The sequence below is a fragment of the Streptomyces sp. NPDC089424 genome (assembly GCF_044749345.1).
Lineage (GTDB): Bacteria > Actinomycetota > Actinomycetes > Streptomycetales > Streptomycetaceae > Streptomyces.
Genome location: NZ_JBIVHU010000013.1, coordinates 11,767 through 37,203 on the forward strand (window position 1 = coordinate 11,767; position 25,437 = coordinate 37,203).

20 protein-coding genes are annotated in these 25,437 nt (G+C 69.4%); 10 read left to right on the forward strand and 10 right to left on the reverse strand.

From position 1 onward, the window contains the following. Positions 1-138: 138 nt before the first annotated feature. Positions 139-942, reverse strand: coding sequence for an endonuclease domain-containing protein (locus ACIP2X_RS37360; protein WP_401682664.1), 804 nt, complete (start codon positions 940-942; stop codon positions 139-141). Between the two features lie 339 nt (positions 943-1,281). On the opposite strand from ACIP2X_RS37360, the gene ACIP2X_RS37365 reads away from it, so the two are divergent. After that, a complete protein-coding gene (locus tag ACIP2X_RS37365) occupies positions 1,282-1,497 on the forward strand; it encodes a hypothetical protein (protein ID WP_401682667.1) in 216 nt (71 codons plus the stop codon). Positions 1,498-2,030: 533 nt separating this feature from the next. Here ACIP2X_RS37365 and ACIP2X_RS37370 read toward each other — a convergent pair. Further along, positions 2,031-3,308, reverse strand: coding sequence for a helix-turn-helix domain-containing protein (locus tag ACIP2X_RS37370; RefSeq protein WP_401682670.1), 1,278 nt, complete (start codon positions 3,306-3,308; stop codon positions 2,031-2,033). A 124-nt stretch (positions 3,309-3,432) separates the two neighbouring features. Beyond that, entirely contained in the window at positions 3,433-5,829 is a 2,397-nt protein-coding gene (locus ACIP2X_RS37375; RefSeq protein ID WP_401682673.1) for a Helicase associated domain protein, read from the reverse strand. 245 nt (positions 5,830-6,074) lie between these two features. On the opposite strand from ACIP2X_RS37375, the gene ACIP2X_RS37380 reads away from it, so the two are divergent. The 8 genes from ACIP2X_RS37380 (at position 6,075) to ACIP2X_RS37415 (ending at position 18,395) form a co-directional block, all read left to right on the forward strand. Then, positions 6,075-7,370: a hypothetical protein gene (locus tag ACIP2X_RS37380; protein ID WP_098750060.1), complete on the forward strand. Its 1,296-nt coding sequence runs from the start codon at positions 6,075-6,077 to the stop codon at positions 7,368-7,370. Further along, complete coding sequence (locus tag ACIP2X_RS37385) at positions 7,367-7,936, forward strand: hypothetical protein (RefSeq protein ID WP_401682676.1); 570 nt, start codon at positions 7,367-7,369, stop codon at positions 7,934-7,936. The genes ACIP2X_RS37380 and ACIP2X_RS37385 overlap by 4 nt, the downstream gene beginning before the upstream one ends. Before the next feature lie 2 nt (positions 7,937-7,938). After that, positions 7,939-8,565 carry a hypothetical protein gene (locus ACIP2X_RS37390; RefSeq protein WP_401682679.1) on the forward strand — a complete coding sequence of 209 codons (627 nt, stop codon included), beginning with the start codon at positions 7,939-7,941 and terminating at the stop codon, positions 8,563-8,565. Continuing rightward, positions 8,562-11,747 (forward strand): hypothetical protein, encoded by a 3,186-nt coding sequence (locus ACIP2X_RS37395; RefSeq protein ID WP_401682682.1) that lies wholly within the window; start codon positions 8,562-8,564, stop codon positions 11,745-11,747. The genes ACIP2X_RS37390 and ACIP2X_RS37395 overlap by 4 nt, the downstream gene beginning before the upstream one ends. Continuing rightward, positions 11,740-13,200, forward strand: a complete 1,461-nt coding sequence (locus tag ACIP2X_RS37400) for a Wadjet anti-phage system protein JetD domain-containing protein (RefSeq protein WP_401682685.1) — start codon at positions 11,740-11,742, stop codon at positions 13,198-13,200. Before ACIP2X_RS37395 ends, ACIP2X_RS37400 begins: the two co-directional genes overlap by 8 nt. A gap of 977 nt (positions 13,201-14,177) precedes the next feature. After that, positions 14,178-16,271, forward strand: coding sequence for a transposase (locus ACIP2X_RS37405; RefSeq protein WP_401682687.1), 2,094 nt, complete (start codon positions 14,178-14,180; stop codon positions 16,269-16,271). Continuing rightward, positions 16,265-17,266 carry a TniB family NTP-binding protein gene (locus tag ACIP2X_RS37410; protein WP_401682690.1) on the forward strand — a complete coding sequence of 334 codons (1,002 nt, stop codon included), beginning with the start codon at positions 16,265-16,267 and terminating at the stop codon, positions 17,264-17,266. The genes ACIP2X_RS37405 and ACIP2X_RS37410 overlap by 7 nt, the downstream gene beginning before the upstream one ends. 46 nt (positions 17,267-17,312) lie before the next feature. After that, on the forward strand, positions 17,313-18,395 hold the full coding sequence (locus ACIP2X_RS37415; protein ID WP_401682693.1) for a TniQ family protein: 1,083 nt from the start codon (positions 17,313-17,315) through the stop codon (positions 18,393-18,395). A 696-nt stretch (positions 18,396-19,091) separates the two neighbouring features. Here the strand turns inward: ACIP2X_RS37415 and ACIP2X_RS37420 are convergent. From ACIP2X_RS37420 to ACIP2X_RS37440, 5 genes are all read right to left on the reverse strand, one after another. Further along, positions 19,092-19,430 (reverse strand): hypothetical protein, encoded by a 339-nt coding sequence (locus tag ACIP2X_RS37420; RefSeq protein ID WP_401682695.1) that lies wholly within the window; start codon positions 19,428-19,430, stop codon positions 19,092-19,094. Positions 19,431-20,346: 916 nt separating this feature from the next. Continuing rightward, positions 20,347-20,607, reverse strand: coding sequence for a hypothetical protein (locus tag ACIP2X_RS37425; RefSeq protein ID WP_401682698.1), 261 nt, complete (start codon positions 20,605-20,607; stop codon positions 20,347-20,349). A 26-nt stretch (positions 20,608-20,633) separates the two neighbouring features. Next, a complete protein-coding gene (locus ACIP2X_RS37430) occupies positions 20,634-21,668 on the reverse strand; it encodes a ParB N-terminal domain-containing protein (protein WP_401682701.1) in 1,035 nt (344 codons plus the stop codon). Positions 21,669-21,672: 4 nt separating this feature from the next. After that, complete coding sequence (locus tag ACIP2X_RS37435) at positions 21,673-21,816, reverse strand: hypothetical protein (protein WP_401682703.1); 144 nt, start codon at positions 21,814-21,816, stop codon at positions 21,673-21,675. Between the two features lie 188 nt (positions 21,817-22,004). After that, positions 22,005-22,322 (reverse strand): hypothetical protein, encoded by a 318-nt coding sequence (locus tag ACIP2X_RS37440; protein WP_401682706.1) that lies wholly within the window; start codon positions 22,320-22,322, stop codon positions 22,005-22,007. Between the two features lie 139 nt (positions 22,323-22,461). Here ACIP2X_RS37440 and ACIP2X_RS37445 point away from each other — a divergent pair, with 139 nt between their 5' ends. Next, positions 22,462-23,463, forward strand: coding sequence for a helix-turn-helix domain-containing protein (locus ACIP2X_RS37445; RefSeq protein ID WP_401682708.1), 1,002 nt, complete (start codon positions 22,462-22,464; stop codon positions 23,461-23,463). A 35-nt stretch (positions 23,464-23,498) separates the two neighbouring features. Here the strand turns inward: ACIP2X_RS37445 and ACIP2X_RS37450 are convergent, their stop codons facing one another. Together ACIP2X_RS37450 and ACIP2X_RS37455 are read right to left on the reverse strand one after the other, a co-directional pair. Further along, complete coding sequence (locus ACIP2X_RS37450; RefSeq protein WP_401682711.1) at positions 23,499-24,083, reverse strand: TIGR00730 family Rossman fold protein; 585 nt, start codon at positions 24,081-24,083, stop codon at positions 23,499-23,501. A gap of 14 nt (positions 24,084-24,097) precedes the next feature. Continuing rightward, positions 24,098-25,411 (reverse strand): Zn-dependent hydrolase, encoded by a 1,314-nt coding sequence (locus ACIP2X_RS37455; protein ID WP_401682714.1) that lies wholly within the window; start codon positions 25,409-25,411, stop codon positions 24,098-24,100. Between the last annotated feature and the right edge of the window lie 26 nt (positions 25,412-25,437).

A 25,437-nucleotide genomic window follows, 5' to 3' on the forward strand; every position in this document is an offset into this window, starting at 1 on the left:
CGGAGGGCGGGCTGGTCGGATGTGCCGTGGGGCGGAACGCAATCACCAGCCGCAGTCCGCACCTTGGGTCTCGAGACGTCTGGTTTTGCTTGAGCCCCGGGTCCGGCTCAGCAGGTGAGCTCCGCGTCCGGCGGTGTCTCATCCCGGCATGCGCCGGGTGGGCAGGCCTTCGAAGGGGTCGAATCCGAGCAGTTCGATCTTGCGGCGGCGGGTGGCGTCTGTCGTGCGCCACTCGTCGCTGAGCGGGTAGATGAGGCCCAGGGCGGCGGCGGGCGGTGTGTTCTGGTAGTCGGCGCGGGGACAGTCGGCGACGTGCGGGCATTCCTCGAGGGTGCGGTTGCACAGGGCACAGAGCAGGCCCCTGACCAGGCCCGTTTCGTGGTCATGGTCGACCATGGCGCCGGGGTAGAGGCCGCACAGGTGGCAGTCGGGGCCGAGCGCGTCGACGAGGGCGGCACGCATCCGCCGTACCGAGGCCGTACGGGCCGGTGGAGGCGGCCAGCGGTGCAGGACCTCGTAGCGGCCGGCCGCGCAGCGCTCCCGCCGCGGCACGAGGCCCGGGTCGATGCCCGGGCCGACCGGGCGCACGGTCCACGTCGTGACGGCGGAGCCCCATGCGGGGGTGCTCTCCTCCCGGCTGCCCCGCCACTCCCGCGGCCCGTTCTCGTCCTCCACCCAGGAGCAGTACTGCGCGTGCGCCCACCCGCCGGCACTCTGCTCGTCCCCGCACAGCAGGTGCTCGGCGCAGGCGAGGTGGAGGCGGCCGTCGCTGCCCGGGACGGCGAGGGCGCTGCCCGGCGGGCCGGGCGGTGCGCAGGGCAGGCGGCAGGGGCGTGCTGCGGCGTCGATGACCCGCTGCTCGACGTAGGGAAGGCCTTGGTGGGCCCAGAGCCACAGCAGCTTGGCGCGGCGGTACGGGGGCAGTTCGTCCAGGGTGGCCACGACGGCATCGTCGCGTGCGGCACTGACAGTGGGCCGTCCACGAGACTCCGGTTTCATCAAGCGGAGGAATACCTTCCCGTCGAAATGCCCCGTATACGCGCGGCAGACCGAATGACCGGCACACATATCCGGCTGGAGGTGGCGAACGTCACATCCGCGTATCTTTTCGGGTGATCATTCATCCCTAGGGGGGAAAATAAACCGGGACAAAAGGGTGCACTGCATTGGTGCGGGGAAAGCGTCCGAGGCCGCCGGAGACACGCCCCGGCGGGGCCTGTCGGGAAGACCCGCTAAACTCCTTCCCCAGAACCTTAAAAATTCGATAGAAGGAGAGCCGCAATGGCCGACCGTGAGGAATACCACGACGAGTCGGCCGAGGCGAAGACCCCCGCCGAGGACCTTGGCGCGCCCCTTCCCGCAGCACCCGGCGAGCCGGCGTGGCGCAAGGGGACGTACGAAGTCCTGGGGGTCTTGTACTACGGAGGCCACATCGCCCACTGGGCGTGGCTGCAGGTGCAGGACCTGGTAAACCCGCTGGTCCAGCACGTTTCGTAGTGCGGCGGAGCCTGGTCCCACCTCGCACGTGGTCCCAGGCCCCGCAGCCGTCTCGGCTCGTTTCGGTTCGGTTCCCGCAAGCGGCAGGAGATTCCACTTCGCACGCAGCTCCCGAGATCCGATTCCCACCAAGACTGCCGGATGATGAAAACTTCACCATCCGTACCCAGTCATTCTAGCGGAGCCGCAGAGTGAAAACATCACTCTGCGGCTCCGTCTTTATGTGCGACATGAATTAGCGAACCTGATTTGAGGCCGTCAATACACTCGGCATTACATCTGCCCGCAGAGTGAAAGTTACATCTCAACTTTTCGCATTCGCGGCGGAAGGTGGATGTGTGATTCAGCATTGACCACGCCATTAATATTGCGGGTCGTGAGATACAAAAGTTGGCCGCGCACTTTGCCAGACATGAAGAGTGCAGTTCGTTTGCGGCGGCGCCGTCTTTGCCGTCGGCATGAATGACATGTTGTTCGGCATCATCACGCAAGCTTTCACTGCAGGGTCCGGCCTCGGTTCGCGACTGCTCCGGCTACAGGTGGGCGTTGATGCCGAACTGGTGGATCAGGTCGGTGAACATCTCCTGTGTCCTCGCCTGCAGCACATCGTCGTCGTCAGCAGGACTGATCAGTGCCGTGACAGGCTGGATCCGGCGCGGTCGGCGGGCATCCTCAGCGATCTCGCGGAAGCCGGCGTAGTCGGTGATGACGGCTGTCAGGGGCGCCAGTTCGGCAGAGGCGATGCCGGCCGTCACCGTGAGGGTGCTGTCCACGCCGAGGTGGCGGCCCAGTTCCTGGGCGAGGGCCAGGATGTCGCGGCAGCATGCCCCGACGGTGTCCGCGCTGACCAGGACCTCCGCCGTCTCAGGTTCGCGCTCGTCCTCGCGGTGCAGGGCCCGCCAGGACAGGTTCACGGCGAGGACGCAGCTGCCGTCGTGGTGGAGTTCGGCGAGCACTTCCCGGCCAAAACGGCGGGAGAGCGTGCTGAAGGTCCAGCGGCGCAGTCCGGGCCGGGGATGGGGCAGAACGATCTCCAGAGCCCGCAGCGGGCTTGCCACGAGGGAGTTGCGTGTCATGTGCTGGGAGCGGGCGCTCGCGGTGGAGCAGACGTCGGTGGCCTTCTCCCGCGCGAGCGGCGGTGCGGTGCGCGGCAGCGGCCGGTCCGGGCGGCCTACGGCGATGAACCAGGCGGAGAGGTCGGCCTGTTCGGCCAGCACGCTCTCCAGGACGTTCGCGGACAGTGCCGCGGTCTCGTCCTGGGTGCGCTGGGTGCGGGTGAAGCGGTCGCGGTAGGCGCGTTCGATCTGGTGCTCGGCCATCCAGGCGGTGTGGTCGCGGTCGCGGTAGGGGACGACGGCTGCCTGCTGGTCCTTGTCCTTGGCGGCGGTGCCGTAGACGTGGTGCGGGGCCATCGGGCTGGCCGGGACGTCGATAACCAAGAAACTGAGGGAGTGGTCGGGCGCGGACAGGGTGGTGATGGAGACGTCCGGCAGGTAGGGCTGGACGTGGTTGCGGATCCATTGCGCGTATCGCTGGGAGTTGACGTCGTCAGGGTTGATGCCGACCGGGTCGGTGTTCTGGTCGGTGACGCCGTAGATGAGCAGTCCGCCGCGGGTGTTGGCCATCGCGGCGACGTCCTTGACGAGCTCGTTCCAGCGGCCCTCGCGCGGAGGCTGCGGCAGCTGCTCCTTCCAGTCCAGGTCGTCGGACTCGGCGAGGCCCGCCTCAGCGGCGTCCTTGACCATCTCGAAGGTGAGCGGGCCAGGCCGGGCACCGAGGTGCTCGTGCAGTCGCGTCCAGGAACGGGCCATGCCCAGACTCTACGGGCCGGCACCGACAACAGCCGCCGGCCTGCCCCGGGAAGCCTTCCCCGGGACTGCGCAGGGTCGTTGGCCCGCGCAGGCCCACGGCACGGGGCGTCTGGCCGCACCGTCGCTATGCGACGGCGGCGGGGGCGGCGTCCTCGGCGGTCCAGTCGCCGTCGAACAGTGCGCCGACCAGGCGTGCGTGCGCGTCGGGGAGCTGTCCGGCGCGGTGCCTGGTGCGGGCTTTGGCGAGCCATGCGCCGATCCGGACGGTGTCGCCGTCCACGCGGATCGATTCACGCGCGGCGGGGGCGCGGCCTTCGCGGTGGAGGAACAGTTCCAGGAGCTGGACGGTCTCCTCGAAGGTGCGCCGTGGGCGGCGGGCAGGGGCGAGGGGGTTACTGTCGGGGGTGAGGCCAAGAGCGGTCATCAGCTGCTGCTGGCCTGGGTCCAGGCGGTCGAAGGCGGTGAGCTGGCGGTGCAGCCAGGAGCCGATGTTCACCCCGGCCAGGCGCATGTCGTGGGTGAGGGCGGCCGCGTCGGCGCCGTCGGCGAGGTGAGCGCGCAGCAGGTGGTACTTGCGGTGCCAGTCCGCACCGTGAGGCAGGCGCCAGTCGTCGGCGAGGCCGCTCAGGGCTTCCGCACGGTGGCGGGCAAGGCGGTTTCCCGCGGCGAGGTGGCGCTGCTCGGCGAGCCAGGCGCCGACGCGGGTGGCGGCGGGAGCGGCGAGGTGGCCGTGGGCGCGCAGGTAGTCGGCGGCCGCGGCCAGGCGGGCACGCCAGGCGGCGTCGTGCTTGTCCCAGATCATGCCCAGCGCGTCGAGTTCAGCGGTCCAGTCGGCGTCGAGGCGGCCGGCGCTGCGGGCGTCGCGCATGGTGGTGATGAAGGTGCCCAGCGCGTAGCCGGCGGGGTCCACATAGTCGGCGGGGACATCGAGGTGGCCGTACTGGTCGCGGTAGGACTGGGCAGCGGCAAGTCCCAGGCGGCGGGTACGGGAGACGGCCGGGTCGCGGGGGTCGAAGAAGGCCAGGTCCATCGCGCGCGCGATGCGCTCGGGGTGGACGGTGAAGTCGAAGTGCCAGCGCCGTGCGATGACATCGCTGGTCTCGCGTGGGAGGCGGTTGGCCTTGTCAGGCAGGCGCTCAAGGATGCGGTGGTCGTGGCTGGCCAGCGCGCAAGCGATCGCCCAGACCGGTTCGTAGGCGGTGCCGAGGATGTTTTCGGGGTCGGCGCCGGGCGGGACGTAAACGGGAACGACCAGGGAGGCGGTCTTGCCGGACACGTCCAGGCGCAGGGCGCGGCCGAGGGCCTGGACGCAGCGGATGACGCTGCGGGTGGGGTCGGCGAAGACGACGGCGTCGACGCTGGGGATGTCGACGCCCTCGGCGATCAGCTTCGAGTTGGCCAGGATCGCGCAGTCGGCGGCGCGGAAGCCGTCGAAGACGTCAGCGCGCTGGGCGGCCGTGTGCTCGCCATGGGCGAAGAACAACTGCGGAGTGAGGCCGGGGACGAGGCCGGGGTCGGTCCTGGCCAGCAGGCGCACCGTGTGCGGCAGTTCGCGGGCAAAACGGCGGGCGTCCGAGACGAGGGTGAAGTAGACCAGCACCTTCTTCAGCCGGTGCTCGGACATGGCACGCAGAACAGACAAGTGCAGGGCGGTGGTGCGCAGCGCGCTGTCCGGATCGTCGCGGCTGCCGTCGCCAGGGGTGGTGCCGGGGGCGGTCAGGTTCAGGCGGCGGCGCAGGTCGGCGTCGGTGAGGGTGGGCACCACGATGCGGTAGTCCGCGGCGCGGCCGTCTTCGACGGCTCTCGCGAGCGGGTATTCGAAGACCTTCTTGCCGTAGACCTGCTCGTTGTCCATGGAGTTGGCGAACGCGTCCACCTCCAGCTCCTGGTTCGGCACGGTGGCACGGCGGCGGGGGCGGGTGGTGTCGGCGGACTCGGCCAGTTCGGGGGCGGCGAAGATGCGCGGGGTGGCGGTCATGTAGAGGCGGCGGTCCGCGCGGATCCGCTGCGCGTCGTTGACGATCGCCCACTTCTTGTCGGCGCGGCCCGCGATCCGGTGGGCTTCGTCCATGACCGCGAGGTCGAACGGCGGCACCGCGTACCCGGTGCGCTGGGTCTGCTCGATCTTGTCCAGGGAGTCGTAGGTGCAGATCACCGTCAGCGCACGGATCTGGTCCTCCCCCTCCCCCACGACCGACATCAGTCCGCCCAGCGCGTGCGGGTTCGTGGTCGATATGACGCGGGCGGCGACCAAATCGTCGCGGCCGCTGGTGTCCAGGGAGGAGACGATCACCATGTGCTCCAGGTGGTGATCGCGGCGCCAGGCCAGAGCGGTTTGCGCCGCCAGATCCAGCGTCGGCACCACGAACAGCACCAGCCGCGCGCCAAGCCCGTCCGTCACCCGTACGGACACCAGCGTCTTACCCGTCCCCGTCGCCGCCACGAACAGCCCCCGGCTCCCGGGGCGGTGCAAATGCCGCACCAGCCGCTCGACCGCCTCCACCTGGTCAGGGAACAACATGGCACGGCCAGCGGAGCGAGGGGCGGCAGACTCAACCGGTGTGACCATGACCGACATCATCGCGCAGCCTCTCCATCTTCAGGCGCATTCGGCCGTGCGCTGCAGCGCCTGACAAGCAGAGGTTTTGCGCCATCCGTTGTCTATGCGGGGATATTGGCGATGTGGCAACAGGAGTCGCCTGTGGCGGATAGGTTCGGTCTCCTGGGAAGAGGCTGCGGGGGCGCCTGGCAGGTTATGGGGGGAGTTTGTCTGAGCAGGAGAGCGGCTTCGAGCAGGGTGATCTGTTCGATGGTGCCGCGGCTGGGGCTCGCGATGACCGGTTGGACTTCGTGCGGCCTTTTGTTGCGCCGGTGGCATCGACGGCCGGTGCGGTCGTTGACGATCCTGTCTCGTTACAACTGGCTGAGGCGATTCACGATGCGTTCGGGGATCTTGCCTCCGATCGGGGGCTGACCCGGTCGGAGATTGCGGCAGCGTGTGCTCCGGTGGCCTCGGGAGAGGCGTTCGATGCCCGGTTCCGGGTCTTTGTGGGGCTGGGGATGCTGGAGCAGGCCCGGGGCAAAGCCTACGAGGGGCGCTACGTCTTCAGTCCGACCAGCGGTGCGGCCTTGTTGGTCTTCGAACGGCTGGCGGAAGCCGGCGGTGTCGAGGAGATCATGACTCTGCTGGACCGTACACAGGTCGGTCTGGCACAGGGCTTGCTGAGTGAGGAGCAACTGGCCAACCGGCTGCGGCGGGTGCGACGTGACCTGTCCATCACCACCGCGCATCTGCTGCGGCTGGTGCGGTCCAAGCCCATCGAGGAGCTGGTGGGTGAACGCCACCACCACCAGTCCAAGGCCGCGTTATTGGACCATGCGAGGCAGTTGGTTAGAGCCATCAGCAGTCGCTTTCCACGGCTGAGAGCGTCGGGGACCCGGTTGATCGATGAGGCGCTTCGCTATTCGGCGGCCGTGGATGAGTTCTCCGACAGGCTGCTGCAGCAGGTGCGAGCCCGCCGGGACTTCAGCATGCTGCTGCCGGAACAGTACCTGTCGGCGGCCTTGGGCGCGCCGGTGGACGCCTTGGCGGAGGTCTTTGCTGCCACGGTGTTTGATCCCGCCAGCGTGGAGATCACCGCGGCACAGGTGCTCGTGGCCGCCGGGGAGCGGCGACCGCCAGTTCCTCGGCGGCGGCCGGCGCGGCCGGCGCCGCTCCCGCCAGGCCCCGATCCGGTGGAAGCGGCGCGGGAGAAGGCATTGCTGCTGCGCCGGCGGCGTTCGGCGTCGATGAATTCGCTGGTTAGGGGCGGGCAGGAGGCTGACCTGACGGCGACGCTGGGGACGTTGCCATGGCGAGCGGCGATTGCCACGGTGGTGGACCTGCTGCAGGCGTCTGCGGACCCGGCGACACCGTTCTTCGTAGAGATCGGCGAGGAGGTCCTCGTCGATCCGGCTGGGGCGGTCACCTATGCCAGTCCGCTGTCCTTGTACCGGCTGCCGCAGGATGTGTCGGGTGCCGTGGGCGGAGACTCTTCGGCCGTACAGGAGGATCCGGCATGAACGAGGATGCCTATCTGCTGGCCCGGGCTCGGGCCGTACGGATCGTGCCGCTGACGGCAGTGGGTGCGACCGATGGGCTGTCGGTGCTACGGCGGGCCGCCGATGATGTGCAGCGGCGCCTTGTAGATGTGGAAGCGGCCGGAGGCCCGGCGGTCATGGTGCGGTGGGCGCCGGACGTGGAGCCGGTCAGCGGTGCGGTGGGCGATCCACTGACGCACCGGGAGGCAGCGCCGTCGCAATTGCTGACGCTGGGAGCTGCTGTGCGCCTGTGCTGGCCCGATCCCGAGCTAGCGCTGTATCCGGGGGGCGCGGTGGCCGAGGAGGACGTGCTGGCGGCCTGCGTTCCGCCGGGGGACGGTCTGCTGCGGGAGGGCATGGCACTGATCGCCCAGACATCGCCGTATCGCAGCGCGCTGCGGGTCCTGCGCGCGTGCGGCTACCTGGCCGCCGACGCCGGGGACGGCATGGTGCGACTGGGGCCGGTGGTGGCTGCGTGGAGCGAGCGGGATGTCGATGAGTTGCGGCGCGGCTACGACCTACTGCCCTGCCAGGTGGAAGAGGGCTAGACATGGAAGTGCGGTATCTAGAGGCACTGTCGGAGCAGCGCCGTGCAGAGGTGCGGGCAGCGGTGTGTGCGGTGGAGACCGCGCGGCTGCCGGTGCCCGCGGCGCGTTTTCGGGCGTTGGCGGAGGTGCCGCTGCGCAGGGTGGTCGAGGAGGTACTCGCCGCTTCGGGCCGGACGCTGCTCGGTGTAGGAGAGGGGTTCCTGTCCGGCTACGACGACATGGTCAGAGCCCGGCTGGCCGATGAGGATGTCGGAGTCCTGCCCCGTGAAGACCGGGCCGTGCTGACGCTGGTGCTGCTGTTCAGCGTCGCCGCTCCCCGCGCCGGTGGCAGCGTCCTGCCGCAGGCACTGTGGACACAGGGGGTGCCGGTGAACAGGGAGCGGCTGAAGCAGTCCGCGGTCCCCGACCGGGTTGTGGATGCCGCGCTGAGTCGTCTCGCCGCAGCCGACCTGGTGCGGACAACAGGTTCGGGGATCGTGCTGGGCAGCCAGTTGCTGCGGCTGACGTCGGCGGCCCAGGCCGACCTGTTCGAGCATTTGGTGCTGCTGGCCGAGCCGCAGGGAGTCATGGCCGAGTCGATCTGGCGGCGCCGGGCCCGCGTCGCCAGCCAGGAAGGACAGGAACGATGAACGGCACCTGGCACGAGCGCGGCGCCGAGAAGCCGGACGAGGACGAGGACGAGCAGGAGGGACTGCCCGAGCTCGTCGAGCACCGCGGCATCGTCGGTGACCGTCATCTGGTGGCGGTCCAGACGTTCGATATCGCCCGACTGACCACCCACGCGGTGCCGGTGGTGCCCGAGACGTTCGTCGCCGTGTCCGGGATGGGCCCCAAGGACGACTCCAACGGCTCGGGCAAGACCTCGTTCCTCATCGCGGTCTCGTTGCTGCTGGCCGATCCCCAGTGGCGGTTGGAATCCAACCACGGGCGGGACGCCAGCGGAATCCTGTTCAAGCCCGACGCGGCCGGGGTGGACCGGGCCCAGCAGATTCCAGCCGCCTCGCATGGCTACGTGGTCGGCGTCTTCGCACACGGCAGGCCCGACGCATCCGGTGGGCGCGAGGCGCTCGCTGCGAGTGGCCCCCTGCAAGGGGCGCTGACGGTGTGGGTGCGCATCGCCGCGTCCGCCCCGTACGTCCTGGCCAACTGGACCGAAGGCATCCACGTGGCCGATGCGGCCGACGATGCCGAGCGGGCGGCGCAGGCAGACACTCTCTGGCAGGAGCTGGGCAGTGCGACCAGGCTGTCGGCACACCGCATGGCCGACGCCCTCTACGGCAACGCACCGCGGTGCCTGACCTACCTCGACACGCCGCTGCGCCCGGCGGTTCCCTCACTGCTGAGCCAGCAGATGACCGCGATGGAACCGCACGACATCGGAGAGGCCCTGATCGCCCTGTCCGGTATGACTCATCTGCTGGAGCAGGAGGCTGCCCGCCGTGGCAAGGCCCTCGAGCACGCTGCGCAGTTGGAGAAGGCGCGCGACGAGCACGCCCTGGCCTTGGCGGACGAAGAGGCAGTACTGGAGGGCGTGCGGGCACGTGCTGCTGCCCGCACCGCGCTTGAGGAAGGACGCCATGCGTGGCGGCGCTATCTGGCTGCCTGCTACCTGGAGGCAGCCCAGGCTGACCGGAAACTGGCAGCGGACCTGGAGGACAAAGAGCAGCAGGTGGTGCAGGCGCAGGAGCTACTCGACGGTGCCGAGGAGAAGCTGCGCGAGCTGACGGCGGCCACCGGTCTGGCCGCGGCAGCGGCCGCCGCCCGCCAGGAGTGGGTGGACGCCAAGCAGGTCACCGAGCAGGCCGCCGCGCAACGGACATCGGCGGCTACCCGGCGGGACGTCATCCGTCAGAGCATGACCCTCCTTCGGCCGAGCGCGGGTGTATGGCGGGGATCGCCGGTCGCTGATGCCCGCAGCGCGCTGGAAGCCGCCACAGACGTGCTGTATGCGGCGCGGCAGCAGAAGGCCGGCGCAGACAGCGCCCTGTCCCGGGCTCAGCGGCTGGAGGAAGCGGCCCGGCAGGGACGCAGCGGGGCCGCGGGCCATGCCTTGGAGATCCTCGACGGCCACGGCGTCAGCGCCGCAGGGCTGATGGACCAGCTGCAGCTGGAGGAGTCGGTCCGTGCGCAGTGGGAGGCGCGCCTGTGGCCCTGGCGCGACGCCGTGGTGGTGCCGTGCGGGCAGGCAGAACGCGCCCGGGAGATTCTGCGCGGCCTGCCCGGTGCCCAGGTCATCGCCGCCGACCCTGCCGACGGGACGGACAGTGGCGGGGGTGCCCTGCCTCCGGGTGTGCGCAGTTGCAGGGCGCTGGCCGGGTTCTTCGGCACGTTGCAGGAGCGCACGACGGCTCTGGACGACCCGCCCGCGGCCTACGACGCAGGACTGTCACTGACGGTCGTCGGCGGCTTCCAGGCTCCGGTCGCCGGACGGGATGCCCGCGTGGCCCAGGCCGTCGCGCACCGCCGCCGCTGCGAGGAGGAAGTGTCTACGGCGGCTGAGGGCCTTGCCGCGGCTGAGTCCGAGTTCGAGGTCACCGAGATCGAGCACAAGGCAGCCGTGGCGGCACGGGATTTGGCCGCCCTGGAAGAACAGGCCTCCGCCTTGGACGAAGCGATCGCCGAGGCCGACGACAAAACCACCGCCGCCCGGAGCGCAGAGGAGGAGCGCCACGACGCGTGGGAACAGGCCCAGAACGATCTGACAACCCACGCCCAGGCGGTGACGACCGCGAAGCTCACCCGGGACGCGGCCGCCAAGACATACAAGGAGCGGGCCAAGGAGCACACAGCGCTGGTCAGAGCCCGTACCGAGATCTCCTGCCCGCAGTGGCATCTTCTGTGGGGCGCCCCCGCCGAGGAGGCAACCGAACTCCTGGAGGCAACCTCCCCCGGCACACCGGTGCCCCGGCCCGGCCGCCTGCGGCGGAACGTCGAGGATCATCTGCGGAACGCGTACGAGCACTACGGCCTGCCGGCCGGCGCTATAACCGGCGTCGTCGACGAAGACCTGCTCCTGGCGCAACACCTGCGGGACGCCTTCGAAGAGGAGGAGGCGTCCGCGCTGCCGCGCACGGGCTTCGACGAGGTGGCCGCTCCCCTGCAGACCCGGCTGGACGGCCACAGCGACAAGGATGCCGTCGAAGCCGCCCGGATCACCTCCGGCCGCTCCTTGCGCGAGGAGGCCTTGGCCAAGCTCACTCGTGCGGCGGAGCGCAGCGGGCACACTCTCCAGGCTCTGCAGGACATGATCGAACATCACGTCGAAGGGCTGTTCGCGCAGATCAGCGACACCTTCAATGCGTTGGACCGGCAGCGGGGCGGTGACGGTGCGCGCCTGGACTACACCAGCGTGCGACCCGAGGGCGCCAGGCCCTGGCGGTGGCAGGTGACACCGCGCTGGAAACGCTCCCCGCGCGGCGCCTTCGTGCACTACCGGGAGAACGCCAACGGCGCCCAGGTGAAGGTACATGCCATCCAGCTGGTCCTGGCCGCGGTACTGGCCGACGCCGAGACCAGGGGGCGGGTGTTGATCCTGGACGAGCTCGGCAACAGCCTGGGCGAGGTCAACCGCAAGGACATGCTCGCTGCGCTGCGGGACGTGGCGCGCCGCCAGCACCTGACCATCCTGGGCACCTGCCAGGACAGTGTGCTGGTGGATGCCGCCGACGTGTGCGACGAACTGCTGTGGTTCGTCCACGCCTCCTCCTCCGACGCCTACAACCAGCCCACCCGTACCTGGGGACACGATTCCGACGGCAAGCGCGTGGAACTGACTGCCGACTGGATCACCGCAGGACGCTCCCGTGCCTGAGCCCACCGTGCCCCTCCCCCGCCCCGCCCTGCTAGTCAGCGAAGCCCACGGCCGGCGGGAAGTGCCCCTGCACGGACTTCCCTCCGGGATCATCGCCGTCACCGTGCCCCGCACCCGAAAAGACGGCGACGAGGTCCTCACCCGCGTGCCCGTGGACCGCAAACGACGCGTCAACCCCGCCGTCGTCGACCTCATCGCCTCCGACCCGGTCCCCGCCTACGACCCGCCGGCCGGCCTGACCGACCGTGACCTGATCAAGGTCCTGACCACCCGGACCCGCAAGCGGTGGACCACCATCGAGGCCGACTTCGGCCAAGAACAGGCGTGGCGCACAACCGTGTCGCTCATCCGTTGCGGCGCCGTCATCCTGCGCTGCAAGGTCGTGCAAACCACCGGATTCACCCCCGACTCCTGGCAGCTGACCCCGTCCTGGGCATCACTGAGAGAGGACAAGCTCGCCCAGCTGCGAGGCCACCCCGACCCCTCACGGCTGCACGCCGAACTACTGCAGGCCATGGCAGGCATCCCCCAGCTCGCGAGCGAACACGCCCTACTGGCCGCCACCGCCCCGGCCCGCACCCTGAAGGTCCCCGCGGGCAGCACCACCGGAACCGAGGACTGGCGGGTGTACGAGGTGGCCGTCAGGTCCGCCGCGGTGTGGTGGGCCGCCCAGTCCCACCCGCAGCCGATGACCGCCAAGGTCCTGGCGGGCAAGAGCATGCGCGACACCAAGTACACGTGGACAGCGCAACGCCGGCAGGCGTTCGCCAACCTCGTCGGCCGCCCCTTCGACCAGGCGGTGGAAGAGACCGACACCGAGCTGCGCATGCGCGGGCCCCTGCGCTGGCGCGTCGATACCGTCATCGCCGACGCCGCAGCCTGCCGCCCCTGGCTGGGCCTGCCCGCAGGCGGCCTGCGCAGCCTCGGGCTCATCGACAGCTCAGCGGTGGGCGTGCTCCTGGTCGAGAACGAGGACGCCTTCGCCCAGGTGTGCAAACTCCCCGATGTCGCAGACCAGTGGCTGTGTGTATGGGGCGCCGGCTACGCCACGCACGGCCTGGCCGCTTTCCTCAAGGCCATGGCACCGCTGCCGGTGGCCGCCTGGCAGGACTTGGACGCTCACGGCATCCAGATCATCGCCAACCTCACCGAACGCATCGGCCGGCCCATCACCCCCGTCGGCATGGACGTCGACCTGTACCAGCAAGGAACGAAGTACCGCCAGAAACCCGAAAAAAGGGAGGCGAACCGAAAACTCGCCGAGCGACTCGCAGCCAGCGGACCACTCTCCCTGCGCGCCCTGGCCGCCGCAATCGCCGCAAACGGCGGCGACGGTTGCGAACACGAGACGCTCTACCACGAAGTCCTGCCCACCCTGGCGCGCACGCTGGGTCAGATCACTGACGGACCCGCGCCGGACGTCCGGCCATCCAGCACCGACGGTGCCGCCTGATCACTCTTTCTACGTCTGGGAACGCTCCTACCTGGGCGGGCGTCAAGTCGCCAGTACGCCGGTTCCGCAGGGGCCTCTAGCAGAGTCTGGAGGCGGGTGCGGGTTGGTCAGGAAGGGCGTCACCGCATTGTGTGGCTCGGTTCAATTGCGCACTGCGCAGGCTGGCCGATTCGTTTTTGATCAGACGGAGGCTGGTTTTGGGTCCGGTGGACCACTGGGGTCGATGGGAGGGGCCAGCGTGCATCTGCGGCAGGTGGACGTGCGGTTCGTCGGGCCTGACGGGGTCATGGTCCAGAGGCCGTGGCGAAGCGCTGTAGGGGGGCTGTGCCTCATGGAATGCCCGATGGTGCGTGGTTTCCCGCTGCGGCGGGGCCGGCGGTTGGCTCCGGGATGGTGGTGGTCGGCGACCACGAGCCGTCTGGTGGGGTACGGGAGCGCAGCCATGCGGGACGCGGTCATGATGCTCGATCAGGATCCCCAAGTGACAGGCATGGTGAGCCGTCCGGTGGAGCTCGTGTGGGAGGAAGGCGGGCGGACCGTCACACACGCACCCGACCTGGCTGTGCCTTGGTGGACGGGAGCATTCATTTGGTGGACTGCCCTGGCAGCAGCGGACCGTCCGCACGGCTTGCCAGTCGGGCGCGGGTGGCCGGCTTGTGTGCGCAGGAAGCGGGCTGGGAGCACCGGTTCGCGGATGCCGCAGATCCGGTGGCTCTGGCCAACGGGCGCTGGCTGTCGGTCTACCGGCATCCCCGATGTTCGGTGGGTATCCCTGCAGCCCGGCTGTGCAAGGTATTCGCCTCGCCTGTCGCGTTGTTCGAGGGCGCGCTGCGGCTCGGGGATCCAATCGCAACGCTGCCCGCCGTCTACCACGGGCTATGGCACGGCCTGCTCAGTATGGCCTGGGACCACGTCCTGAGCGAGGAGACCCTCGTGGTCGCCGTGCCAGCCGGGCGTCGCCGTGAAGGAGCGAGGCGGTGAAGAGGCCGTGGGGCGTCGTCGAAGTCGGGGACCGGATCCGGTTCGACGGACAGGCCCATGTCCTGGCCGGTCTGGACGGACCCCGCTGCCGTCTGGTCGCCGAAGAAGGCGCAGGTGTGCAGGTGCTGCTGCTCACTCACGTGCTTGCCGCGCAGGACTTCACCATCCTGGACCGCTCCCTGCCAGGGCAGCGGCGTGTACCGGTCCACGGCCCCTTGGACGGATGCGACACCGCGGTCCGGGACAGAGCCCTGGCCTGGGAGCGGCATGTCCTGGAAGTCGAGACCGGCTACCCCGGCACCGGCCGGGAGCAGCTGCCTCGAGACGGCTATGACCCGGCCGTGTACCGGCTCGCCCAGCGGGAGGCGGCCAAGGCCGCTGAGCTGACCGCATCCGGAGAGCAGGTCAGCGTGGCCACCGTGCGCAGGATGCGAGCCCGCTACCGCGCGCAGGGAGTATGGGGTCTCGTCGACGGCCGCAGGAAGCGGGAGCGCTCTGTGTTCGGGCGTGCCGATCCGCGCGTGGTCGCCGCGATCAAGCAGGCGCTGGAGGAGCAGCAGGGGCGTTCGACTGGAACATTGAGTCGGCTGCGGCACCAGGTGGGGTGGCTGCTGGAAGACACCCAAGGGCCCGGGAAGGTGGCGGTGCCCCCGGTGGCCACGTTCAACCGGCTGGTACGGGCGGTCGCCGAGCAGGAAGGACTGGCATTGACGGCCGAAGGGCAGCGTTGGCGCGCGTCCCGGCCGGTGCCGGTGTTCACTCCCACGGCCGCGGCGTTGCCCGGGGAGTTGGTGATGATGGACAGCACTCTGCTGGACGTGATGGTCGTGTGCGAGGACGGAAAGGCTCGGCGGCCGGAGCTGACCATGGCGGTGGACGTGGCTACCCGCAGCATCACCGCCGCCGTCCTGCGCCCGAAGGGCACCAAGGCAGTGGACGCGGCCGTGCTCCTGGCCCAGACGCTGGTGCCGCAGCCGATGCGGCCCGACTGGCCCGAGTACCTGTCCATGGCCGCTTCCGTCATCCCCTACACACGGCTCGCCTCTATCGACGCCCGCGTGCAGGGGGCCGCGGCCAGGCCGGTGATCCGGCCGTCGACCGTGGTCATCGACCAGGGCAAAGTGTTCGTGTCCCGCTGCTTCCTCGCTGCCGCCGAGCACCTGGGAATCACCGTCCAGCCGTGTCCCCCCGCGTCCGGGCACGCCAAGGGGCATGTGGAGCGGGGCTTCGGGGCGATCGGCACGCTGTTCGCTCAGTACGTCGCCGGCTACACCGGAAACCGCCTCGCCACACGCGGCAGCAACGTGGAGGACGAGGCATGCTGGACGATGCCTCAGCTGCAGGACCTGCTGGACGAGTGGATCGTCTGCGGATGGCAGGAACGGCGCCATGCGCGGCTGCGGCATCCCCTCATGCCCCGGCTGACGCTCACCCCCAACGAGATGTGGGCCGCGCTCACCGGCATCGCGGGACACGTGCCCATCCCTCTGACCGGAGCAGACTGGATCGAGCTGCTGCCCTCCCGCAGGTGCGCGATCACAGACGAAGGCATCCGGTTCGAGTACCGCACCTACGACGGCCCCGCGCTCAACGGACACCGGCACCGCTCCCCCGCTGCGGACGGCAAATGGGAGGTCCACCACAACCCCTACGAGCCCTGGCAGTGCTGGGTCAGGCTTCCAGACGGCTGGGCGCAGGCCGAGTGGATCCACCGGAGCCTGGTGTCGAGGCCGTTCACCGACACCACCTGGCGGCACATCCGCACCGTGGCCACACGGCATACGGACCGGGCCGAGCACGAAGAGCACCTCGCCCATCACCTGGACGAGTTACTCCGCCGCGCCCACACAGGACAAACAAGCGCCGCCCACTCCCACAGGGGCAGCAGCCTCGCCGACGTCCCGGGCCGGCGGGCGGGAACCAGACGCGCACGGCGACGGACCGCAGACACCGGCCCGCCGAAAGGCCCCGCCGAGCACCTTCCGCCTGCGGACGAGAACACGCCCTCTGTCCCGGGTTCCGCCGGCACAGCAGCATCGGCCGGGGCCTGGAGCATCTTCGACGCCCACCAGGAGGCGCAGCAGTGGTGACGGCCGCCGACCAGGAGACGGACAACGGCCCGTACGCGTCACCGACGACCTGGCGCGAATGGACGCGGTTCGTCGACAGCGAACCAGCATGCCTGCCTGGGCCCGGCCCATGGAACGCCGAGGAGCGTCTGGATTACCACTCCCAGTTCGTGATCCTCTCCACCCCGACCATGGCCAAGATCTCCCTCACCCTGCGCCGGCTCATGATCCTCAACCGGCGGCACAACGGCACCGCCCGGCGAGGACTGCTGATCTCCGGGCCGCCCACCACGGGAAAGACCACCACTCTGCAGCAGCTCGGCCGGTCCTTCCACCTCGCCGACCGGGCCCGCCACAACAGCTTCGACGAGCGACTGCCGGTGGCCTTCCTGTCCGTCCCCCCGGCCGCGACCCCGAAAATGCTCGTGTCCGAACTGGCCCGGTTCCTCGACCTGCCCATCGGCAAAGCGATGAACCAAGCACGGATCACCGACATCGTCTGCGGTGTACTACGTGATCTGTCGACCCAGCTCGTCCTCGTCGACGACGTCCATCTGCTCAATACCCGCACCCGCATCGGTGCTGAGACCTCCGACCAGATGAAGCACCTCAGCGAGCGCCTCCCCGCGACCTTCGTCTACGCCGGCGTCGCCATCGAGGCCTCCCCGCTCCTGACGGGAAGCCGCGGCGCGCAGCTCGCCGGACGGTTCAAGATGGTGCGCAACCCGCCCCTGGCGTACGGCAGCCCTGCACAGCGCACCGCCTGGGAAAGCCTGGTCCGCGGCATGGACCAAGCCCTACGCCTCCAAGCACACCGCCCCGACACGCTCACCCGGCACGCCCCCTACCTCCACCAGCGCACCGGCGGCCGCATCGGGAGCCTGTCCGCCCTCGTCCGGGAAGCAGCGATCGCCGCCATCCTGGACGGCAGTGAGAAGATCACCAAGCAGCTGCTCGACGACATCGACCTCGACGAACTCGCCGAACAGGCCGCTCGCCCACCGGCACAGGCCTGAGACGCCGCGAGTGCACCGCTCCCTCCCGCGCCCCAGCATCTGGCGTGTGGCCCCCTCGCAGTGGGAGACCACCACCTCGTACATCCAGCGCCTGGCACGCCGACATCACCTGACCACCGCGGAACTCCTCCACGCCCTCGGCATCCCCCGGCCCCAGGCGAACAAGGAATGCGCCCAACCTCACGGCCCCTACACCAGCATCGAGCTCTACCTCAACGCACCCAGCCGCCGCCTGATCGCAGCGTTCGCCGGCATCCCGGACGAACACCTCGCCCACGCGCTCCCCGAATGGAACCGCTACCGCGACAAACCCGACCCGCAGTCCGCCCGCGCCCGGCTCCGCCTGGCCTCTGCGCACGCCGTGACCGGCTGCCCCCGCTGCACGATCGCCCGCACCGGCGATACCCGCCCCGTCCCGCAGTACCTGCCCGACACCCGCCTCGTCTGCCGCCTCCACCACACCTGGATGCTCGGCCGCCACACCCTGGCCGGCATGCCGCTGCCCATCGAGCACGCCGACCTCACACGAACCCCCGAAATCCTCGCCGCCCACCGCATCCACACCCGGTTTCTCCGCCGCTGGGGCGCAGCCGCCGACCACGCCCTCACCCTGGCCATGACCCTCACCGAGAACTGGCGACGCGCCGCACCCTCAGAAGAACGCATCTGGCCCGCACGCGCCCGCCGCATCGGCAACAACAAGCGCGCCCGCCTCTGGTACGCCCTCGCCCGAGAAGCTGTCACCTACCCCGAGACCATCACCCTCGCCCGATTCTTCGCCCACCACCCCCGTGCGCTCCACGCCCTCGAACGCCCCGGGCACACCCACCCTCTCCACACCGCCGTCGCCTCCCTCCTGGGCCGGCCCTGGCTCGAAAACCCCGCCCTGTACCCGGACCGGTTCGGCGACCGCATCAGCTACACACCCGGCCGCCACCCCCGCGCCCGCGAGCGATGGCCCTACCGGCACAGCCCCTACGCCCCAGGCCCCACCGAACTCACCGAACTCGGCTACCAACCACCCCCTCAGCAGCCCTCCTCACACATCCAGACACGCCGAAAGGACAGAAAGGGAAGCCGGAAGTCAGCACCCAGGACAGGCACGGAGCCTCCCCTACCCACTACCTGACTCGTCACCAACCCCACCCCACAGCGCCCATATACCGGGGGCCAACGAAACTGCGCACTGCTCAACCAACCTGCGCAGCACACAGCGAAAACCAGGAAACCCCTGGTCACCCGTGTAAGGCGTTCGCGTACGACTCAGAACTAATGAGCAACACCGACCCGAACACGACCACTCATTCAGCGAAGCCCCAGCTCAAAAACCCGCCTTCTACTCAGATCCACCGGCCGACGACAGGCGCTTCGCTCCCCATCCATACCCTATTTGAGAAAGAAAACTTATGAGTCAGTTTCTTTCCACCCTGGCGGGAAAGGTTTCAGCGGCATTCATTGCCTCGGCGCTAATCTTTAGTGCCCTGGCTTTCCCGTGGTGGCTTTTCTCGGATGGTAAGCGCTTTGACCTCGCGGTGGGCGTATTGCGGGGGAGCAGCATATTGGCCCTGATAGGACTAATCGTGGCTCTACAGAGTCGCGCGGAGACACGGAAGGGGGAGGGAAAGGAGGGTCGGCCGAAGTAGCTGATCTCTCTTCCTTGCTGCTGCACCGGCCGTGCGTCGCGCAGCGGTACGAATGGGGTCTCCCGACACTCGTCTTGGACGCCAGCCTCCGCGGCGCGGCGTAGGTTGGCTCGGTACGCGACGCCTAGTACGGAGATAGATGGGGGGGCGGGGGTCATGGCCGGGATTCGGCTGCGGGATCATCAGGTCGAAGCTGTCGCGGCTGTCGTGCGGGGCTTGGACGTGCCGCCCGGCGGGATCCCGGCAAATGGTCTGCGGGGCCAGGCGCACGCGTTGGACAGGGCGGTGTCGAGGGTTTCCCACTGGCCGTGTCCGCAGCGCCACCACACCGCCGCCCGCGGACCGTACGCTTGAAGTCGTTGGAGGGTGGTGAACAGGATCGGGATGGCGTCGGTGTAGTTGTAGTAGCCGTCCGGCTCCGTGCCGCCGAAGCCGCCCATCCACTCAAAGCTGCCGGACCAGATGGCGCGGGTCGCGTTCATGACCGCGTTCATGCGGTTCTTCAGCGCCTGCGATCCCATCCGGGTACCCGCCCATCTCCCCCGCCCCCCGGCCCAGCACTTCAGCGGCCGCGTCCAAGCCCAGGGGCGTCAGCCCCCAGAGCTTGTTGCCGTCCCGGGCCGGGCCCTACGACAGGGTCAGTCCGTGGCGGGCGAGGTCGAGGCAGGCGTTGCGGAAGACCTTGTTGTCCTTGTGACCCGGGGCCATCAGGCGGTGCATCTGATCCGCCGTCGCCACCTTGAGGTTCCTCGCGTACGACAGGACCCCCGCCGGCCGGCCACGAAGAAGCCGAGCACATCCTGTTCGATCAGGCTGTCGAAGACCGCAAGAAGATTGAGCCGGTGACGCTGCGCACGCTGTCTTCCTGCGCACCGTTCCCATCCTGGTGGCTCCACTCGTTGACGCCTTGCGCAACGGCCCAGCAGAGCCCGTCTGGCGATCCGTCCACCATCCCCACGAGCGAGTCGCCTGGACTGAATCTCCGACCGACCTCACCGTGCAGTAAGCGCTGCTCCGCAGTCCGCCAGCAGGGCAGCAGCGGCTGCGCGGTGTCCGCCCCAGACAGGTACGCAGTGGTCGGCCCCGACGGCTGCGCGGGACCGTGGCTGACGGATGCGCATCCCGACCACAGGCCCGACAATTTGGCCCGGTGTACCAGTGCAAGCCCGCGTCACGGCGACTTCGCCGCGCTGGAGCCCTCACGGATGTCAAGCGGCTGCCTGCCACTCAGACCACCAGAGTCAGCAGAAGGAGATACGGCAAAGGTGACGCGGGCCTGCACGGGTTCATAAGAGAGAAGTTCGTGCGGTCGCGTGAGTGCGGGCTTGTCGCCTGGAGCGCGTGTTCAGCGGGGCGTGCTGTCAGCCCTCGCATCGTCCGCTGCCGGCGTGGCCGGCATGCTCGCCACGGGCTCGTGGAGGAATTCGTTGGCCCGTCTCAAGGATGCCGGTTCGGTGGTGCTTCGTTGAATTCGACGCCGATTCGGCACGGTATCTGGGCGGTGGGGGTTCGGGCGGCGTTGCCGACCAGTTGGCGGGCGTGTTCGAGGTCGAGGGTGAATTCGATGCGGTCGCATTCGTGGGGGCGGTGGGGAGGGCCTACCACCAGGTGGAAGGCCAGTGCGCCGTCGGCGTCCAGGGATGTGGTCACCACCGCGTCCACGATGCCGGAGATCGGTCGGTGGGGTGGGGTCTGCATGGCCGGCCTTTCCTTCTTCTGGTCTTTCAGATGCCCATCACGGCCGGGTCGTCTCCGGCGGCCAGCTCGTGTGCGAGCTGGGTCCACAGCCGGGCGTACCCCTGCGCGAGCTGGGCCATCGGTTGTTTGCAGTGGGCGGGGAGGGCGGCTGCGATCTGTTCGCGGTCCTGGGCCACCATCGTGCAGGCGCTGAGCATGCGCAGGATGTGGCGGCCGGATTCGCTCAGCCGCAGTGAGGGGTCGCGGCGCAGTGAGTCGAGGATGTGCAGCAGCCGGTCGGGGGGCGGGGGGGCGGTGGACGCGGGCTGACGGCGGGTCGCCAGCTGGATCGGGGGCGGGTCGGTGGGGGTGGTGGCGGGAAGGGGGGTGTGCGTGGGGTGGGGGGCGCGGCCTGGGACGGGGTTCTCGCCGCGGCGGATCCGGTTGCGGACGTCGGCGACGGTGGCGGGTGCCAGGCCGGCTTGGGCGGCGATCTGCCGCAGTGAGGCGCGGGGGTTGGCGCGCAGGAGTTCTCCGGCGCGTTCTCGGCTGTGGGAGGAGTCGACGGGGCGGGCTCGCCCGTCGCGCCCGATCCGGTGTTCGGTCCCGTCGGCGGGGGTGCCTTTGCGGAGCTGGGCCACTTTGCCGGCGGAGAGCCCGGTGAGTGCTGCTACGGCGCGGTCCGACCAGCGTGGGTGGGTGCTGAAGATGTATGCGGCTGCGGCGGCCCGGTCTGCCGTGGTCAGGGGGCGGCCGTGGGTCACGTTGGTGGCGACCGCCAGGAGCCGTGCCTCGGTGAGGGGTCCGTCGAAGAACCGTACGGGGATGTGGGTCTGTCCCTGGGTGGTGGCGGCGCGCAGTCGGTGGGTGCCGTCGACCACGGTCATGGTGGGGCGGTGGACGAGGATGGGCGGGAGTTCGCCTTCGGCTTCCAGGAGGGTGCGTACGTATTCCGCGTCTTCTCCGTCCACGCGGGGGGAGAAGCCGACGGAGATTTCGTGGGTGGCGACGCGTTCCACGGGGAGTTGGTCAATTCCGCGGTCGCGGAGTCGGATCAGGTGGTCGGCAGTCTCCTGGTCCATGGGGTCACTGCCAGCCGAGGTCGTCGGTGCTCTGTTCGGCGGTGTGCGGCGTGGGAGTGGTCCCGGTGTCCGTGTCGGCGTACGCGGCGGTCTGTCCGAGCAGGGTGGTGAGGGCGAGGACTCCGGCCATGGCCGCTCCACGGATCACGTTGCGAGAGAACTCCAAAGACATGTTGTTCTGCCTTTCCGCCCGTCGGGTTCGGTGATGCCCATGAGTCTGCGCAACGCTCCGACCTGCGGAAAAGGGGTTCCGTGGTAGGCAAACCGGCCGTGGCATACTCAGTCCAGGTCTGCTCAAGACCGGGTGTGCCGTTGGTCAATGTTGCGTCAAGTGGTCTATGGGGGTGGCGGATTCGTGCCCCAGGGGTCGTCGGTCAGCAGCGGGACTTCTGCCCGCAGCAGCTCCCATGCCGACAGTGGCCGGAGTGCCGTCTGCACCAGTTGCCACAGCCGTTCGGCGGCGGTCTCGGCTTCTTCGAGGGTGGTGGCGCGCAGGTAGAGGCCGACGACGGGGCGGTTCTCCGGGTCGGGGTGCACGCTGACATGGATCAGGCCCTCGCGCCCGGACACGTGGCGGGTGATGTCCGCCGCGGTGCTCTGCGGCAGCCGGTCTCCGGAGAGCGGTCCGCGGAGATGGACGTGGACAAGATACATGGATCAACCTTTTTGAATCCGCACGGGATGTGCGTTCCCTGGTTTCGGACGCGCTTTCGGTAGCCGTATTGATCCCGGCCCGGTGCGGTCGTATCGTCTGGTGAATCATGCCGACGTTTCATGATCCGGAGAGGCTTGGATGCTTAACTTACTCGGCCTCGATGCGGTGGCTGAATCCGTGTATCGCGGAATTCTGGACAGGCCGCAGGATGTCGGTGATTTGTGCGACCGGCTGAAGCTGACCGAGGAAGAGATCCGCGACGCGCTCGACCGGCTCAGCGAGATGGCGCTGGTGCGTCCCTCCACGGAGGATCCCGGGCAGCTGCATGCGGTCAGTCCGCACGTCGGCATGGAGATGCTGCTCGCCCGCCAGCAGGCTGAACTCGCCTCGCGCAAGCAGCGGCTGGAGGCCAGCCGGGCTGCTGCCGCCCAGCTCATCCTGGAGTACGACGACCGGCGTGCCGACGCCGGCAGCGCCGACGCGGGGGTGCGTTATCTGGAGGGGATCGACTCCATCCGCGACCATCTCGCCGTGCTGCGCGAGCAGGTCGTGCGTGAGCTGCTCACCTTCGCTCCCGGCGGTCCGCAGACCCAGGCCAACATGAATGCTTCCCGGCCGCTGAACCAGCAGCTGCTGGAGCGTGGTGTGCAGATGCGCACGGTCTATCTCGACTCCATCCGCAGCTGTTCCGACACGATGAAGTACGTGGACTGGCTCACCGCGCACGGCTGTCAGGTCCGTACCGTGCCCTCGCTGCCCAACCGGATGATCATCTACGACCGTAAGGCCGCCATCATCGCCGCGCACACGGAGAACACCGCGGCCGGGGCCATGCAGCTCACTTCGCAGGGTGCGGTGACCACCCTGCACGCTCTGTTCGAGAGCGTGTGGCAGTCCGCGCAGCCGGTGGTGCGTCAGGCGCGTCCGACTCCGGGTGCGTTGAACCGGCAGCAGGCCGAGGCGTTGCGGCTGCTCGCCCAGGGCCTGACCGATGAGGCGATCGCGAACCGGCTGGGTGTCTCGCCGCGTACCGCGCGCAGGATCGCTTCCGGTCTGATGGACGTCCTTGACGCCGACAGCCGGTTCCAGGCCGGGGTGCACGCTGTGCAGCGCGGCTATCTGCCGTCCTCTCCGCTGTAGCGGGGCGGTGGCCGGCCGTGGCGCCGGCGCCGGTCTCATGTGGTGGCCAGTGCGGCCTGTCGGGGGGCGCCCAGCAGGTCCAGGGCTTCTTCGGTGCTCTCCGCGCTGCGGACCTGGTTGCGCTCCCGCGCTGTCAGGAAGCCTTCGGTGACCAGGTGGTCCAGCATGGTGAGCATGGGGTTGTAGAAGCCCTGGTGGTTGACGACCACGACCGGCTTCTCCATCAGGGAGAGCTGGTTCCAGGTGGCTACTTCCATCAGTTCGTCGAGCGTGCCGATTCCGCCGGGCAGGACGGCGAAGCCGCAGGAGAGCTTGTACATCAGTGCCTTGCGTTCGTGCATGGAGCGCACCACGAAGATGGTGCCGCGTGCCTGGTCGGCCCGCTCACGTTCGTGCAGGGTGCGCGGCAGTACGCCGGTGACTGCGCCGCCGCCCGCCAGCACGCCGTCGGCGACCGCGCCCATCACGCCCACTCCCCCGGCTCCGTAGACCAGGTCGCGGTCGCGGCGTGCGAGCGCCCGCCCGAACTCGTAGGCGTAGGCGACATGGTCCTGGCGGATTCCCGGGCGGGCACCGCAGAACACCGCGATCCGCGCGTTGCTGGTGACCAGTGTCTGCATGGCTCCTCGATTTCTCAGTCGACCGGCCGGCTGTGTCCGGCCGGTGGTGTGTGGTCCGTGCAGGCCACCCGCAGTGCGGTGCGCAGCAGCACCCGCGCCCCGGCGAGAAGGTCCTCCGGCGCGGTGTCCTCCTGGGGCACGTGGCTGATGCCGCCCAGGCTGGGTACGAAGATCATGCCGACCGGTGCGATGTCCGCGACGACCTGGGCGTCGTGGCCGGCTCCGCTCGGCAGCCTCTCGTGCGGCAGGCCCAGTCCGTCCGCGCCGGCCTCGATCGCCGCGCACAGCCCGGGGCTGGTGGAGACCGGGTCGGAGCGGGTCTCGGCGACCACTTCGATCTCGGTGCCGGTGGCGGCCTCGATCGTCTGCAGCATGCGGCGCAGGGCTTCCTCGGCGCCCGCCATGCGCCACACCGAGGTGTCCCGCAGGTCCACCGTCAGGCGCACGGTGCCCGCGATGGTGTTCGGGGTGTTGGGGTAGGGGTCCACCCTGCCGACCGTCATCACCCGGCACAGCCGGCGGTCGCGTGCCAGGTGCTCGGCCGCCAGGACGATCCGTGCTGCTGTGGTCATGGCGTCGTGGCGGCCTTCCATCGGGCTGGTTCCCGAGTGTCCGGCCGTGCCGCGTACCTCCACGGTCAGCACGGTGCGGCCGGTGATCGCCTCTACGACGCCGATCCGGCTGCCGCTGCGTTCCAGTACCGGTCCCTGCTCGATGTGGAGTTCCAGGTAGGCGGTGATCGAGCCGGGCGGCCAGCAGGCGCTGCCCAGTGCGTCCAGGTCTCCGCCCGCCTGGCGCAGTGCCTCACTCAGTGGCCGCCCGTGGTGGTCGCGGGGGTCCTTCGGCAGCGAGGCGAGTCTGCCGGCGATCGCCATCGAGCCCCAGAACGGCTGGGGGAACAGTGCCCCTTCCTCGTTGGCGAAGGCCACCGCGACCGGCTCGTGCACCGGTTTGAGTCCGGACTCGGTGAACGTCTGCACAACCTCCAGGGCGGCGAGCACCCCGTAGGCGCCGTCCAGGCGGCCGCCGTTGACGACGGTGTCCAGGTGCGAGCCCATCATCAGCACCTGGTCGCCGCTCTCTGCGGCGGCAGTGCGGATGACGATGTTGCCGGCCGCGTCCACCGACGGGAGCAGTCCTGCTGCCCTGGCCTGCTGCATGAGGTAGGTCCGGGCCTGGCGGTCTGCGGCGCTGAATCCTTCGCGGGTGATGCCGCCCGTTGCCTGGTCCGCGCCGATCCGGGCCAGTTCGGTGATGCGCCGCAGCAACCGGTCCGGGTCGATGTCCAGCGTGAGCTGCCCGTCGCGCTCCAGCACCTGGTCGCTCATCACGGGGGTGTCCCTTCTGCAGTTCC

Excerpts from the sequence above, each read along its gene's own strand:
- ACIP2X_RS37445 (WP_401682708.1), top strand. The coding sequence starts at position 22,462 with ATGCTTAACTTACTCGGCCTCGATGCGGTGGCTGAATCCGTGTATCGC.
- ACIP2X_RS37390 (WP_401682679.1), top strand. The coding sequence starts at position 7,939 with ATGGAAGTGCGGTATCTAGAGGCACTGTCGGAGCAGCGCCGTGCAGAG.
- ACIP2X_RS37365 (WP_401682667.1), top strand. The coding sequence starts at position 1,282 with ATGGCCGACCGTGAGGAATACCACGACGAGTCGGCCGAGGCGAAGACC.
- ACIP2X_RS37440 (WP_401682706.1), bottom strand. The coding sequence starts at position 22,322 with ATGTATCTTGTCCACGTCCATCTCCGCGGACCGCTCTCCGGAGACCGG.
- ACIP2X_RS37370 (WP_401682670.1), bottom strand. The coding sequence starts at position 3,308 with ATGGCCCGTTCCTGGACGCGACTGCACGAGCACCTCGGTGCCCGGCCT.
- ACIP2X_RS37375 (WP_401682673.1), bottom strand. The coding sequence starts at position 5,829 with ATGTTGTTCCCTGACCAGGTGGAGGCGGTCGAGCGGCTGGTGCGGCAT.
- ACIP2X_RS37420 (WP_401682695.1), bottom strand. The coding sequence starts at position 19,430 with ATGGGATCGCAGGCGCTGAAGAACCGCATGAACGCGGTCATGAACGCG.
- ACIP2X_RS37450 (WP_401682711.1), bottom strand. The coding sequence starts at position 24,083 with ATGCAGACACTGGTCACCAGCAACGCGCGGATCGCGGTGTTCTGCGGT.
- ACIP2X_RS37455 (WP_401682714.1), bottom strand. The coding sequence starts at position 25,411 with ATGAGCGACCAGGTGCTGGAGCGCGACGGGCAGCTCACGCTGGACATC.
- ACIP2X_RS37425 (WP_401682698.1), bottom strand. The coding sequence starts at position 20,607 with ATGCAGACCCCACCCCACCGACCGATCTCCGGCATCGTGGACGCGGTG.
- ACIP2X_RS37385 (WP_401682676.1), top strand. The coding sequence starts at position 7,367 with ATGAACGAGGATGCCTATCTGCTGGCCCGGGCTCGGGCCGTACGGATC.
- ACIP2X_RS37395 (WP_401682682.1), top strand. The coding sequence starts at position 8,562 with ATGAACGGCACCTGGCACGAGCGCGGCGCCGAGAAGCCGGACGAGGAC.
- ACIP2X_RS37430 (WP_401682701.1), bottom strand. The coding sequence starts at position 21,668 with ATGGACCAGGAGACTGCCGACCACCTGATCCGACTCCGCGACCGCGGA.